The organism is Pseudomonas graminis (assembly GCF_001705435.1).
Lineage (GTDB): Bacteria > Pseudomonadota > Gammaproteobacteria > Pseudomonadales > Pseudomonadaceae > Aquipseudomonas > Aquipseudomonas graminis_B.
Genome location: NZ_MDEN01000046.1, coordinates 53590 through 65469 on the forward strand (window position 1 = coordinate 53590; position 11880 = coordinate 65469).

General features: G+C 62.1%; 10 protein-coding genes and 1 pseudogene. All 11 read right to left on the reverse strand.

Going from position 1 to position 11880, the window contains the following annotated elements:
- Positions 1-65: 65 nt before the first annotated feature.
- Positions 66-1535 (reverse strand): succinylglutamate-semialdehyde dehydrogenase, encoded by a 1470-nt coding sequence (gene astD, locus BBI10_RS01210; RefSeq protein ID WP_167355759.1) that lies wholly within the window; start codon positions 1533-1535, stop codon positions 66-68.
- The gene (astA, locus tag BBI10_RS01215; RefSeq protein ID WP_065986198.1) at positions 1532-2557 is read right to left on the reverse strand and encodes an arginine N-succinyltransferase; all 1026 of its coding nucleotides are present in this window, start codon (positions 2555-2557) and stop codon (positions 1532-1534) included. Before astA ends, astD begins: the two co-directional genes overlap by 4 nt.
- 123 nt (positions 2558-2680) lie before the next feature.
- Entirely contained in the window at positions 2681-3712 is a 1032-nt protein-coding gene (gene aruF, locus BBI10_RS01220; protein WP_065986199.1) for an arginine/ornithine succinyltransferase subunit alpha, read from the reverse strand.
- A gap of 192 nt (positions 3713-3904) precedes the next feature.
- Positions 3905-5125, reverse strand: a complete 1221-nt coding sequence (locus BBI10_RS01225) for an aspartate aminotransferase family protein (RefSeq protein ID WP_065986200.1) — start codon at positions 5123-5125, stop codon at positions 3905-3907.
- A 224-nt stretch (positions 5126-5349) separates the two neighbouring features.
- Positions 5350-6333: a transcriptional regulator ArgR gene (gene argR, locus BBI10_RS01230; RefSeq protein ID WP_065986201.1), complete on the reverse strand. Its 984-nt coding sequence runs from the start codon at positions 6331-6333 to the stop codon at positions 5350-5352.
- Positions 6334-6482: 149 nt separating this feature from the next.
- Positions 6483-7247: an ABC transporter ATP-binding protein gene (locus BBI10_RS01235; protein ID WP_065986202.1), complete on the reverse strand. Its 765-nt coding sequence runs from the start codon at positions 7245-7247 to the stop codon at positions 6483-6485.
- Between the two features lie 21 nt (positions 7248-7268).
- On the reverse strand, positions 7269-8381 hold the full coding sequence (locus tag BBI10_RS01240) for a succinylglutamate desuccinylase/aspartoacylase family protein (protein ID WP_065986203.1): 1113 nt from the start codon (positions 8379-8381) through the stop codon (positions 7269-7271).
- 1 nt (position 8382) lies between these two features.
- On the reverse strand, positions 8383-9081 hold the full coding sequence (locus BBI10_RS01245; RefSeq protein ID WP_065986204.1) for an ABC transporter permease: 699 nt from the start codon (positions 9079-9081) through the stop codon (positions 8383-8385).
- Positions 9078-9767 (reverse strand): ABC transporter permease, encoded by a 690-nt coding sequence (locus BBI10_RS01250; protein ID WP_065986205.1) that lies wholly within the window; start codon positions 9765-9767, stop codon positions 9078-9080. The genes BBI10_RS01245 and BBI10_RS01250 overlap by 4 nt, the downstream gene beginning before the upstream one ends.
- Positions 9768-9858: 91 nt before the next feature.
- Positions 9859-10635, reverse strand: a complete 777-nt coding sequence (locus tag BBI10_RS01255; RefSeq protein ID WP_065986206.1) for an ABC transporter substrate-binding protein — start codon at positions 10633-10635, stop codon at positions 9859-9861.
- 1030 nt (positions 10636-11665) lie between these two features.
- Positions 11666-11880 (reverse strand): annotated as a pseudogene (locus tag BBI10_RS27675) (hypothetical protein); the annotation flags it as partial.

The following is an 11880-nucleotide window of genomic DNA, read 5'->3' on the forward strand; positions in this document are numbered from 1 at the left end:
AGGCTCCGTGGATCTGTTTTTATGTGCACGTTCTTCGACGTGCGCTGCGCTATCAAGGAGCGCGCTCAATTCAGGGTGATGCCGGGCGTCAGGGTGGCAGGCAGTGCCAGGGTCTCCGTCTCCAGCGAGGCCACCGGGTACGCGCAATAATCCGCCGCGTAATAGGCGCTGGCGCGATGGTTACCGGAGGCGCCGACACCGCCGAACGGTGCGGTACTGGCCGCGCCGGTCAGCTGCTTGTTCCAGTTCACGATACCCGCGCGGCTCTGCAGCCAGAACTGTTGATAGCGCGCCTGGGAGTCCGACAACAGCCCCGCCGCCAGCCCGTACTGCGTGGCGTTGGCCTCTTCGATCGCGGCGTCGAAATCAGCGTAGCGAATGACCTGCAACAGCGGCCCGAACAATTCCTCATCCTCGCGATCAGCCACGTCACTGACGTCGATGATGCCCGGGGTCAGCAGCGCCGACTGCGCGCCAGGCTGGGTCATTTCGAGCAGGGCAACCGCGCCGTTGGCCAGCATCACTTCCTGGGCATCAAGCAGCGCACGGGCAGCGGCAAGGGAAATCACCGAACCCATGAACGGCGCAGGTTGTTGATCGAACGCGCCGACCTGAAGGGTCGATGTCACCTCAACCAGCCGCGCCAGGAATGCATCGCCCCACGCTCCTTGGGGCACCAGCAGACGGCGAGCGCAGGTGCAGCGCTGGCCGGCGGAAATAAACGCCGACTGAATCACGGTGTAGACCGCGGCATCGACATCGGCGACCTGATCGACCACCAGCGGGTTGTTGCCACCCATCTCCAGGGCAAGAATCTTGTCCGGACGGCCGGCGAACTGTTGATGCAGCGAATTGCCAGTGCGGCTCGAACCGGTGAAGAACAACCCGTCGATGCCTGAATGGCCGGCCAGCGCGATGCCGGTGTCACGGGCACCTTGCAGCAGATTGAGCACGCCCGCAGGCAGACCGGCTTCGATCCAACATTGCACGGTCAGTTCAGCGACTTTGGGGGTCAGCTCGCTGGGCTTGAACACCACGGTGTTGCCCGCCAGCAACGCCGGGACGATGTGCCCGTTAGGCAAGTGCCCCGGGAAGTTGTAAGGCCCGAACACCGCCACCACGCCGTGGGGCTTATGGCGCAGCACAGCGGTGGCGTCGCCCAGGGGGCCGCTCTTCTCGCCCGTCCGCTCGCGGTAGCTCTGAATCGAGATCGCGACTTTGTTAGCCATGCTGGTCACTTCAGTCGCCGATTCCCACAGCGGTTTGCCGGTTTCCTCACCGATGCAACGGGCGATTTCATCAGCGCGGCTCTTCAGCGCAGCAGCGAAGGCTTCGAGCACGGCAATGCGCTCGTCCAGGCTACGCGTCGCCCAGGCCGGAAACCCCTGACGAGCCGATTTGACCGCCGCGTCGACCTGTTCAGCCGTTGCGCTTTTGCCGGACCAGATCACCTGCTGGGTCACCGGGTTCAGGGAATTGAATGCGTCGCCCTGGCCGTCCTGCCAGGCACCGCCGATATACAAGGTGTTCATCAAATACTCTCCCGGGCAGGCGACAGCGGCACGGCGCGAACCTGATCACCGGCGCTGAGGCGCAAGCGCTTGGCCGTCTGCGGGTCCACCACCAGGGTGCCGGCGGCGAAACGCGCCGGCGCAGCGGTCACGCGGCAGTCTTCGCGCTTGCGGTTATGAATAAGGAATGGCGTCGCATCGTCACCCGGCGTCCCGACCGCCAGCACCAGGGCCTGGCTGTCACGGACTGCGCGGATCTTGCTGGTCTCACACTCGATAGCGGGTCCTGCGTCGAAGATGTCGACGTAACCCTGATAGCTGAAGCCTTCGGCCTTGAGCATGGCCAGCGCCGGTTCGGTGCTGACGTGTACGCGGCCGATGACCTCGCGCGCGGCCTCCGAGAGGAAGCAGCTGTACAGCGGAAACTTCGGCATCAGCTCGGCAATAAAAGCGCGGTTACCGACACCGGTGAGGTAGTCGGCCTGACTGAATTCCATTTTGAAGAAGTGCCGGCCCAGGCTTTCCCAGAACGGCGAGTGTCCCTGCTCGTCGGAGATGCCGCGCATTTCCGCGATGGTCTTGGTGCCGAACAGCTCCGGGAATTCAGCGATGAACAACATCCGCGCCTTGGACAGCAACCGGCCATTGAGGCCATTGCGGTAGTCCGCGTGGAGGAACAGCGAGCACAGCTCGGAGTTGCCGGTGAGGTCGTTGGCCAGAAACAGCGTCGGGATCTCGCGGTAGATGTTCAGCTCTTGAGAAGCGCTGACCGTCAGGCCCACCCGATAGTTGTACCAGGGCTCGCGCAGTCCCACAGCGCCGGCGACCGCAGAAATGCCCACGACTTTCTCGTCGTCGTCTTCGAGCACAAACAGGTAGTCGGCGTCGCCCCGCCCGGCCTCGCCACGGAAGGTTTTCTCGGCCCAGCCGACCCGGTGCGCCAGACGCTCTTCATTGGCCGGCAAGGTGGTCAGGCCTGCGCCGGTGCTACGCGCCAGCTCGATCAGCGCCGGAAGGTCACTGCTGCGTACGGGACGAACGATCATGCTTTCTCCTCAAGCCGTGGGTTCTGCAACCCCCGGCGAACTCGCTAACCTGCTTTACGGCGTCGGCCTGCCACTGCAGCACCGGTCGCCGTCAACTCATCTCAACCCAACATGACCCGGTTGTCAGACCGCGACGATACGCACACTGGCGCCTTCGCCGACGCCCAGCGCTTCGGCCGCGGCCAGGCTCAGGGCCACCGGTTTGCCGGGCACCCAGTCCAGTTCCAGCATCACCGCGCGGTAATCCTGCAGCTGGCCATTGGAAACCAGATAAGGTCGGCCACCCTTGACCGCATCACCGGTGCTGACCGTGTCGACCTTGACCGGCACGACGCGGCTCTGGGCGATGGAGCGAATGCCGGACACCCGCGCGTGCAGAGTCGGCCCGCCGTCGAAGATGTCGATGTAGTGGTCGGTCTCGAAGCCTTCGCGCATCAGGATGTCGAAGGTGATCTGCGCGCGCGGATGGACCTGGCCCATGGCTTCTTGCGCTTCATCGGGCAGCAGCGGCACGTAGATCGGGTAATGGGGCATCAGCTCGGCGAGGAAGGTCCGGCTTTTCAGCCCGCACAGGCGCTCGGCTTCGGCGTAGTTGATGTCGAAGAAGTTGCGCCCGATGGCGTCCCAGAACGGGGAGTCGCCGTGGTCGTCGCTGTAACCAACGATCTCGGTGACCACTGAATCGGCGAAGCGCTCCGGGTGGCTGGCGACGAACAGCAAACGGCCGCGGGAGTTGAGCTCGGACCACAGCGTGCCAACCAGTTCAGGCAGCACGTAGAAGCTGGTCAGCAGGCTGTTGCCTGTGAGGTCGTGGCACTGCGAAAGCACGTGAATCTTGTTGTGGATCTTCAGTTCGCGGGAGGCGTGGACGAAAGTTTCGTTGCGAAAGCTGTAGAACGGCTCGGAATAGCCCGCCGAGGCGACGATCCCGGAACAACCCACCAGACGACCTGCTTCTGTGTCTTCGAGGACAAAGAAGTAGGTCTCTTCGCCATTGAAGCTGACTTCCGCCGAGAACGAGGCTTCGGACGCGGCAATCTTGTCACCCAGACGTCCAGCGTCATCCGGCAGGGATGTGACACCAATCGGGCTGTCTGCCGCGAGTCGTTGAACCTCGCTCAGATCCGCCATTTGCGCGGGGCGCATCACCAGCATGGTGTCACTCCTTGAGAAAAAATCGGGCCGGTTGACCGGCACAGGAAAAAACAAAAGGTGAAGCGGTGCTCAACCTAGTGGGAGCGAGCTTGCTCGCGAATGCGTCGTGTCTGATCCAAGTGTTTCGCTGACACACCGTTATCGCGAGCAAGCTCACTCCTACAGAGGTTATGCGTCCATCAGCGAAGGGCGTTACGCCCCGGCCAGCTTGGCCACCGCCCGTTCAAAACGGTTCAAGCCTTCGTCGATGTCGGCGTCTTCGACCACCAGACTCGGCGCGAAACGCACCACATCCGGACCGGCCTGAAGCACCATCACGCCTTCTTGCTCGGCGGCGTTGAAGAAGTCCTTGGCCTTGCCCTTCCAGGCCTCGGTCAACACGCAGCCGATCAACAGACCCATGCCGCGCACCTGGCTGAACACGCCGTACTGCTGACCGATCTTCTCCAGACGGGCCTTGAACCGTTCATGCTTGGCCTTCACCCCGGCCAGCACTTGCGGGGTGTTGATCACGTCGATGACCGCCTCGCCCACCGCGCACGCCAGCGGGTTGCCGCCGTAGGTGGTGCCGTGGACGCCAACGGCCAGGTGCTTGGCGAGTTTTTCGGTGGTCAGCATGGCCGCCATCGGAAAGCCGCCGCCAATGCTTTTCGCGCTGGAGAGGATGTCCGGCGTCACGCCGTAATGCATGTAGGCAAACAGGTGACCGCTGCGGCCCATGCCGCTCTGGACTTCGTCGAAGACCAGCAGCGCGTTGTGGTCGTCACACAACTTGCGCGCGCCTTGCAGGTAGTCGAGTTCGGCAGGCAGCACGCCGCCCTCGCCCTGGATCGGCTCCAGCACCACCGCGCAGGTCTTGTCCGAGACGGCGGCTTTCAGCGCGTCGAGGTCATTGAACGGGACGTGGGTAATGCCAGTGATTTTCGGGCCGAAGCCGTCGGAGTATTTCGGCTGACCGCCGACGCTCACGGTGAACAGGGTGCGACCGTGGAAGCTGTTCAGGGCTGCGACGATTTCGTACTTGTCCGGGCCATACAGATCGTGGGAAACGCGGCGGGCCAGCTTGAACGCAGCTTCGTTGGCTTCAGCGCCGGAGTTACAGAAGAAGACGCGGTCGGCGAAAGTGGCGTCGACCAGCTTTTTGGCGAAGCGCAGCGCCGGTTCGTTGGTGAAGACGTTGGAAACGTGCCACAGCTTGTTGGCCTGTTCGGTCAGCGCGCCGACCAGCGCAGGGTGCGCGTGGCCCAGCACGTTGACCGCGATGCCGCCGGAGAAATCAATCAGTTCACGCCCCGACTGATCCCAGACGCGAGAGCCCTGACCGCGCACGGGGATAAACGCTGCCGGGGCATAGTTGGGAACCATCACCTGGTCGAAATCGGCACGTTGCACCGGTACTTGCTCAACGGACATCGGAGTCTCCTGAAGAGGAACGCCTGCCTGGGACAGGCGAGCGATGGAAGGATTGTAAGGACTGATTCGGGCCGGGCCTTGCCGCCAAGCGACAACTTCTTATAGCGCCAAACCGGCTTTTTACGGGGTTTTCGGCAATGCGACAAATTGCGTCACAAAGGCGCAGTTTAACCGGTGGCGTGCGCCTGGAGCAGTGCTGATTCGAAACAGGCCAGGCCGAATATTCAGCCGCGCTCGGCGGGCACCGAGGACAATTCGAACGGGCTGCTGCTGCGGCGCTGGTTGCGGTCTTCGCGGGGGGTGGCGCCGAAGAAGTTGCGGTAGGCGCTGGAGAAATGCGGCCCTGAGGAGAACCCGCAGGACAGGCCGATCTGAATGATCGATTTGCTGGTCTGCATCAGCATCTGTCGGGCCTTGTTCAGGCGCAGTTCGAGGTAGTACTGGCTCGGCACGCGATTGAGGTACTGCTTGAAGATGCGCTCCAACTGACGGCGCGACACGCACACGTGCTGGGCGATTTCGTCGGTGGTCAGCGGTTCTTCGATGTTGGCTTCCATCAACAGCACGGCCTGGGTCAGCTTCGGGTGGCTGGAACCGAGACGATTTTGCAATGGAATCCGCTGCCGCTCGCCGCCTTCACGGATGCGCTCCACCACCAGTTCTTCCGACACCGCGCCGGCCAGCTCGGCGCCATGATCACGGGCCAGCACCGCGAGCAACAGATCCAATACGGACATCCCGCCGCAGGCCGTCAGGCGATCGCGATCCCAATCGAACAAATGACTGGTGGCGATGACCTTGGGGAAGCGTTCCGCAAAATCATCCTGCCAGCGCCAGTGCACCGCGGCACGGTAACCGTCGAGCAGACCCAACTGCGCCAGCGGGTACACGCCCGCCGACAATCCACCGATCACGCAACCGGCACGAACCAGTTGCTTGAGCGCGCCACCGAGGGCCGAAGACATCAGCGCCGGCGGCTCGTCGGCCAGCAGAAACAGCTTCTGAAACCCTTCCAGACGACCGACCCACGGCTCGCCCGGCAGCTGCCAACCGGCATCGTCAACGGGCGGCTCGGCCTGCAGAAACGACAGTTCGTAAACCACTTCGGGGTGAACGCGCTGAGCAACACGCAGGGCTTCCTCCGCCAGCGCCAGGGTCAAGGCTTTGGTGCCGGGCCAGATGAGAAATCCGATTCGATGGGCAGTCATGGCGTGCAGTCCGAAACGTGTCGCTAAAAGGGGTCGCACGCCTGGCATGCGATGGGATTCTGTAACCTGCAGTCAATGGCTGCGGTCTGGATGACGCGCAGCATGAACCGTTCTGATGCAAAACGCACCGCTCTCACGTGGCGGGCGGGCTACTTCAAACTGCCGGACAGGAACTGCTGCAGACGCTCGGATTTCGGATTGACCAGCACTTCACGGGGGTTGCCGGACTCTTCGACCAGACCCTTGTGCAGGAAGATCAGCTGGTTCGACACTTCACGGGCGAAGCCCATTTCGTGGGTGACCACCACCATGGTTCGGCCTTCCTGAGCCAGCGCCTGCATGACTTTCAGCACGTCGCCGACCAGCTCGGGGTCGAGGGCGGACGTTGGTTCGTCAAACAGCATGACTTCCGGTTCCACGGCCAGCGCCCGGGCAATCGCCACGCGCTGCTGTTCGCCGCCGGACATGTGCCCCGGGTAAGCGTCCTTGCGGTGATAGACACCGACCTTGTTCAGGTAATGTTCGGCCTTTTCCAGCGCTTCTTTCTTCGGCACGCCCAGGACGTGCACGGGCGCCTCGATGATGTTTTCCATCGCGGTCATGTGCGACCACAGGTTGAAGTGCTGAAACACCATCGACAGGCGCGAACGCATGCGCTGCAGCTGTTTGGGATCCGCCGCCTTCAAGCCGCCGGCCTTGTTGGAGACGAGCTTGAGCTCTTCGTTGTTGAGCAGGATGCGGCCGGATTTTGGCTGCTCCAGCAAGTTAATGCAGCGCAGAAAGGTGCTTTTACCCGAGCCGCTGGAGCCGATGATGCTGATGACATCGCCGGCTCTGGCGGTCAGCGAAACGCCTTTGAGCACTTCGTGACTGCCATAGCACTTGTGCAGGTCCTGGACTTCCAGTTTGTTCATGATGTCGGTTCTCACAAGTAATCAGTCACTGAGCAGGCGGCCGCTGCGCATCGGCGTGCGGCCGGCCACTTTGGCCATCCAGAAGCCCGGCTGGGCGTAACGCAGTTTTTCAATGGCGAACAGCACCCCGGCGGTGCCGGCACAGACGGTGGTGGCGCGATCGGTCAACGGGTCAATGACCTCGAACAGCGGTTCGCCGGGTTCGACCCAGGCTCCCGCCGGACGTAAAAACGTCAGCACGCCGGGATGGGGCGCATAAATCATTTCGGTGCCTTCGAAGGGCATGCCCTCGCAAGCCTCATGGACCGGTTGCGGCCACTCGCCGCCGATCAGGCCCTGCTCGGCCAGAAACGCCAGAATGCCTTCGGCGTAGGCCTCGGCTTCGGCCTTGCCGGTGTTGAGCTGACCGCCCAGCTCCAGGGTGGTGGCCAGGCAGGCCAGCGGAATCTGCGCGTCCGGGAAGTGCTTGGACAAACGCAGCCACGGCAGCGAACAGGCTTCGTCGAACGAGCTGCCGCCGGAATCTTCGGCCAGCAGCGCAACGGTCACCCCCAGATGCGCCGACAGCGAACGCCATTGGGGCCAGTGCTGGGGCAAGGCGTACATGTGCAGCGAGGCGTCGGTGTCGCAATGCAGGTCCAGCACCACGTCGGCGCTGCAGGCATGACTGAGCAAAACGCGCTGCATGCCGGCCAGCTCGCTGCCGGCAGGCGGCAATTGCTCGAGCACGTCGGCCATGGCCTGACGAATCAGCTTGATGTTGGCGTGGGGGTCGTCGCCGAGCTTGCCCGCCAGCGCCAAGGCAACTGGCTCGCTGAGTTCGGTGAAATCGCGGTTGAAGTTCTTGCCGCTGCCGTACTCGAAACGGCCCTGATGGTTGCCCTGCAGCAACTGGCCCAGACCGATCGGGTTGGCGACCGGCACCAGCTCGATGACGCCTTTGAGCAGGCCCTGCTCTTCCAGCTGTGTCAGGCGTTTCTTCAACTCCCAGGCGGTGCGCATGCCCGGCAACTCATCGGCGTGCAGGCTGGCCTGAATGTAGGCCTTGCGCTCGCCCTGCCCGAATCGGAACACACTCAAGGTGCGCTGGGTGCCGAGGTTGCCCCACGGCAAATCGTGATCGATGCGCTGCATATCAGTGCTTCCTCGGGGCGAGGTAACTGAGCCAGCGGCGCTCGGCCAGCTTGAACAGTTTCACCAGAATGAACGTCAGGCACAGGTAGAAAACGCCTGCGGTGATGTAGGCCTCGAACGGCAGGTAGAACTGGGCGTTGACCGCGCGCGCCGCACCGGTGATGTCCATCAACGTGACGATGGACGCCAGACTGGTGGTCTGCAGCATCATGATCACTTCGTTGCTGTACTGCGGCAGCGCCCGGCGCAGGGCCGACGGCAGCAGAATGCGGCGGTACATCTTGGCTTTGGACATGCCCATCGCCCGCGCCGCCTCGATCTCGCCCGGCGGCGTGGACTTCAGGCTGCCGGCGATGATTTCAGCGGTGTAGGCGCTGGTGTTGATGGCGAAGGCCAGGCACGCGCAGAAGGTAGCGCTCGACAGCCACGGCCACAGAATGCTTTCACGCACCGCTTCGAACTGCGCCAGCCCGTAGTAGATGAGGAACAACTGCACCAGCATCGGCGTGCCGCGAATGACGTAGGTGTAGCTCCAGGCCAGCAGATTGACCCAGGCGATTTTCGACACGCGCATCAGGCCAAGCGGCAGTGCGGCGAGCAGGCCGAAGAACAGTGACAGCGCGAGCAGTTTGAGGGTGATCAGCAGGCCGCCGACGTACAGCGGCAGGCTTTCCCAGACGACGTTGTAGTCGAAAATCATAGGTCTGCCACCCTTACGCCGGCCGAGTAACGTTTTTCGATGTAGCGCAGTACCAGCAGCGAGACACTGGTGATCACCAGGTACATGGCCGCGACTGCGAGGAAGAAAGTGAAGGGTTCGCGGGTGGCATCGGCCGCCTGCTTGGCCTTGAACATCATGTCCTGCAGACCGACCACGGAAATCAGCGCGGTGGCCTTGGTCAGTACCAGCCAGTTATTGGTGAACCCGGGGATCGCCAGCCGAATCATCTGCGGCACCAGAATGCGGAAGAACACCCGGCCACTGCTCATGCCGTAGGCCATGCCCGCTTCGGCCTGCCCTTTCGGGATGGCCATGAACGCGCCGCGGAAGGTCTCCGACAGGTACGCGCCAAAAATGAAACCCAGCGTGCCGATGCCGGCCACCAGCGGGTTCAGGTCGATGTAGTCGTCGTGACCGAGCAGCGGCGCGATGCGGTTGAGCAGGTCCTGACCGCCGTAGAAAATCAGCAGAATCAGCACCAGATCGGGAATGCCGCGGATCACGGTGGAATACAGATCGCCCAGCCATGCCAGCCAGCGCACCGGCGACAGCCGCAATGCCACGCCAATCAGGCCGAGCACGATCGCCAGCGCCATGGAGCACAGAGCGAGCTGCAAGGTCAGCCATGCACCGTCGAGGATGACGGCTCCGTAACCTTTCAACATGTTGTTTGGCCCTCAAGCGCGGGATAGAAAAATGGCGCAATCAGTCGGTACGGTGACCGGCTGCTTGCGCCATTGACGGCTTCAAACCACGTTACTTGCCGTAGATGTCGAAGTCGAAGTACTTGTCTTGAATGGCTTTGTATTTGCCGTTGGCACGAATGGCCGCGATGGCTGCGTTGAGCTTGTCCAGATCAGCCTTGTCGCCTTTGCGCACGGCAATGCCGACGCCGTCGCCGAAGTAGTTGACGTCGGTGAAGGCCGGGCCAACGAACGCGTAGCCTTTGCCGGATTCGGTGTTCAGGAAGCCGTCCTGCAGGAGGGTGGCGTCGGCCACGGTGCCGTCAAGACGACCGGCGCCGATGTCCAGATAGACTTCGTTCTGCGAGCTGTACGGCTTGATTTCAGCACCCAGCGGGGCCAGGACTTCGCGGGCGAAACGCTCGTGGATCGAGCCACGCTGCACGCCGATGTTCTTGCCCTTGAGTTCGGTCATGCCATCGCTGACGACGGTGCCCTGCTTCATGACCAGGCGGGCCGGGGTGTTGTAGTACTTGTTGGTGAAGTCGACGGACTTCTTGCGGTCTTCGGTGATGGACATCGAGGACAGGATGGCGTCGATCTTGCGCACTTTCAGCGCGGGGATCAGGCCGTCGAATTCCTGCTCGACCCATACGCACTTGACCTTCATCTCTTCGCACAGGGCGTTGCCGATGTCGTAGTCGAAGCCGACGATGCTGCCGTCCGGTGCCTTGGAGGCAAACGGAGGGTATGCCGCTTCGATGCCGATCTTCATGGGCTTTTCATCGGCGAATACGGGCTGTGCCAATACGGTCAGTGCCAGCGCACCCAGCAGCATGAGCTTTTTCATTTCTTGGAACTCCATCGGTATAACGCGACAAATGGCAGTGAGCGAGGCGCTCAATGAACAGGAGGAATCAGAAATTGCGACGCGAGGTGCCGGCGGGTCTCTGGACCCGACTAGCCTTCGGCGAGTGGTCGGCATTTTAGCGGCAGGCTGAAAGTCGATATTTCTTCAATGCGACAACTAGTTACAGAAGCGCATGAAATCGTATTCAGGCTAATTGACATCCAAAAAGCTTTATGCAAGTGCCAGAGTTGGCAAACCTATCAACGAAGCAAATAACGCGCCCATTATTGGCAAAGCCTTATGATCCGGCAAGTCCAGCGTGGGAGCGGGTTGATTCGGGGCGATGAAATGCTTTGTTTTCGGGTGGAAAGGCCCCACGGCGGGGCGGGAGGTTACCGGGGCGGATGTGCGGTAACAAATCGATATTTCCCGATTCTCGGCGGCGCCTGAAGGTTTGAGATCAATAGCGTCTGCCTAGGGGCAGACTGTTTCGCCTTCGGCGAGTTACTTTTAAAAAGCACTAAAAGTAACCAAAAGTGCCTGCTCCTGGTTTGGCCCTCCTTCGTCGGGTTCCCTCACTCCAACGACGCTCCGTGGGCCCGCGCCGAACGGACATCCATGTCCTGACGGCGCTCTCGCCGCATCCATGCGGCTCGACCCACTCCGCGTCGTCTGCGTTCAGCCTGCACCCAAGTCGCGATTGGCGGTGTTTGAGCCTCTTGCGTATGAAGATCAAAAGCAAATAAGGAGCAAATCAACAGCTTCCCGGCTGAAGCCGGCCCTACGACCTGCGCGGTGTCGATCGTTCCCCCGCTCCGCGTGGGAATGCATCCTGTGACGCTCCGCGTCACCTCGCCAGGCCTGAATCCGCTTCGTCTGTAGGACGCGGAGCGTCCGGGGCTGCGTTACCACGCGGAGCGTGGGAACGATCAGAAGTGCGGGCGACACCGACTGTAGGACCGGCTTTAGCCGGAAAGGCGTCGGTGTGTAGACCGCGAAATTGATGGTGAACCCACTGGCCCCTTCCCGGCTAAAGCCGGTCCCACTGACTGCGCGCGGTGTCAGTAGGACCGGCTTCAGCCGGGAAGCTGTTGATCTTGATCTTCGAACACAAGAGTTCCAGACGACACCAATCGCGACTTGGGTGCAGGCTGAACGGAGGTTTCGCGGAGTGGGCCGAGCGGCATGGATGCCGCGAGAGCCGCCCCCCGCCATGGATGGCGGATGGCGGCGGGCCCACGGAGC

Excerpts from the sequence above, each read along its gene's own strand:
- astA (WP_065986198.1), bottom strand. The coding sequence starts at position 2,557 with ATGATCGTTCGTCCCGTACGCAGCAGTGACCTTCCGGCGCTGATCGAG.
- aruF (WP_065986199.1), bottom strand. The coding sequence starts at position 3,712 with ATGCTGGTGATGCGCCCCGCGCAAATGGCGGATCTGAGCGAGGTTCAA.
- BBI10_RS01225 (WP_065986200.1), bottom strand. The coding sequence starts at position 5,125 with ATGTCCGTTGAGCAAGTACCGGTGCAACGTGCCGATTTCGACCAGGTG.
- argR (WP_065986201.1), bottom strand. The coding sequence starts at position 6,333 with ATGACTGCCCATCGAATCGGATTTCTCATCTGGCCCGGCACCAAAGCC.
- BBI10_RS01235 (WP_065986202.1), bottom strand. The coding sequence starts at position 7,247 with ATGAACAAACTGGAAGTCCAGGACCTGCACAAGTGCTATGGCAGTCAC.
- BBI10_RS01240 (WP_065986203.1), bottom strand. The coding sequence starts at position 8,381 with ATGCAGCGCATCGATCACGATTTGCCGTGGGGCAACCTCGGCACCCAG.
- BBI10_RS01245 (WP_065986204.1), bottom strand. The coding sequence starts at position 9,081 with ATGATTTTCGACTACAACGTCGTCTGGGAAAGCCTGCCGCTGTACGTC.
- BBI10_RS01250 (WP_065986205.1), bottom strand. The coding sequence starts at position 9,767 with ATGTTGAAAGGTTACGGAGCCGTCATCCTCGACGGTGCATGGCTGACC.
- BBI10_RS01255 (WP_065986206.1), bottom strand. The coding sequence starts at position 10,635 with ATGAAAAAGCTCATGCTGCTGGGTGCGCTGGCACTGACCGTATTGGCA.